The 1,555-nt window shown below is 57.9% G+C and carries 1 protein-coding gene; it reads left to right on the top strand.

Annotated features, from left to right (window positions below; translation table 11 throughout):
- Positions 1–157 precede the first annotated feature (157 nt).
- Positions 158–1,528: an NAD-dependent succinate-semialdehyde dehydrogenase gene (locus HMPREF9538_RS11315; protein WP_004146105.1), complete on the top strand. Its 1,371-nt coding sequence runs from the start codon at positions 158–160 to the stop codon at positions 1,526–1,528.
- Positions 1,529–1,555: the final 27 nt, after the last annotated feature.

Genomic DNA, 1,555 nt, shown 5'->3' with positions numbered 1-1,555 from the left:
CGCGCGGGGGGGGCCTGACGGTCGCCCCGGTTAGCCTCGTTATGGAATATTCCGGATATACCTAACTTTACCCGCATCGCCAGCCATCTCGACTACCCTTAATATCCTTAACGGCATTTTTGACTGCCTTAGTAGCGATAACAAGGAGACATGCGATATGGCCTATCAGACGGTGAATCCTGCGAACAATCAGCTTATTAAAACGTACCCGGCGCACAGCGATGCGGACGTGGAGGCGGCGCTGCAGCAGGCGGATGCGCTCTACCATTCTGCCTGGGCAAAAGGCGATATTGAACCGCGGCTGGCGGTACTGCATAAGCTGGCTGATCTGATCGATAGCCGGGCGGAGGAGCTGGCAAAAATCGCTAGCCAGGAGATGGGGAAACTCATTAAGCAGAGCCGCGGCGAAGTGAAACTTTGCGCGCAGATCGCCCGCTATTACGCCGATAACGCCAAATCGTTCCTGGCGCCGGTGAAGTATCCCTCCGAACTGGGTGAAGCCTGGGTTGAGCACCATCCCATTGGCGTCTTACTGGCGGTGGAGCCGTGGAACTTCCCCTATTACCAGCTGATGCGCGTCCTGGCGCCAAACCTGGCGGCCGGTAACCCGGTTATCGCCAAACACGCCAGCATTGTGCCGCACTGCGCGGAGACCTTTGCCCATCTGGTGCGTGAGGCCGGCGCTCCGGAGGGGGCGTGGACCAACCTGTTTATCTCCCAGGATCAGGTGGCGAAGATTATCGCCGACGATCGCGTGCAGGGCGCGGCGCTCACCGGGTCGGAGAAAGCCGGCAGCGTGGTGGCGGCGCAAGCGGCGAAGCATATTAAGAAATCAACGCTGGAACTGGGCGGCAATGATGTGTTTGTCGTGCTGGACGATGCCGACCTGGAGCGCGCGGTGAAAATCGGCGTCCAGGCGCGGCTGAACAACGCCGGCCAGGTATGTACCGCTGCCAAGCGCTTTATCCTGCACGAAAATATCGCGGATGCGTTCCTGACAAAATTTAGCGAGGCGTTTCGCCAGGTGAAAATCGGCGATCCGCTGGATGAAAGCACTACGCTGGGGCCGCTCTCTTCCAAAGATGCGCTGGATACCCTAAGCAAACAGGTGGACGAGGCGGTGAAAAATGGCGCTAAGCTGCATCTGGGCGGCAAAGCGGTGGCTCGAGAAGGCAATTTCTTTGAACCCACCATTTTGACCGGTATCACCCGTGATAATCCGGCGTACTTCGAAGAGTTCTTTGGCCCGGTGGCGCAGATCTACGTGGTGAAAAACGATGAGGAGGCAATCCAGCTGGCCAATGATTCCCACTATGGTCTGGGCGGCGCGGTGTTCAGTCAGGATATCGAACGCGCCAAACGGATGGCCTCCGCCATTGAAACCGGAATGGTTTATATCAACTGGCTCACCGATACCGCGCCGGAGCTGCCGTTTGGCGGCGTGAAGCGTTCCGGTTACGGACGGGAGCTCTCCGATCTCGGCATCAAAGAGTTTGTGAACCAGAAGCTGGTGGTGGTGCGCCGCTAAGCCTATGACCCGGCCATAAAAAAAAAA

Origin of the sequence: Klebsiella sp. MS 92-3 (genome assembly GCF_000195655.1) — a bacterium.
GTDB classification, from domain to species: Bacteria; Pseudomonadota; Gammaproteobacteria; order Enterobacterales; family Enterobacteriaceae; genus Klebsiella; species Klebsiella pneumoniae.
Note: the sequence above shows the minus strand (reverse complement) of the source record. Positions and strands in the feature narration are given on the sequence as shown.

What these genes read in the sequence shown, in the direction of transcription:
- HMPREF9538_RS11315 (WP_004146105.1), top strand. Translation starts at nt 158, where the DNA reads ATGGCCTATCAGACGGTGAATCCTGCGAACAATCAGCTTATTAAAACG.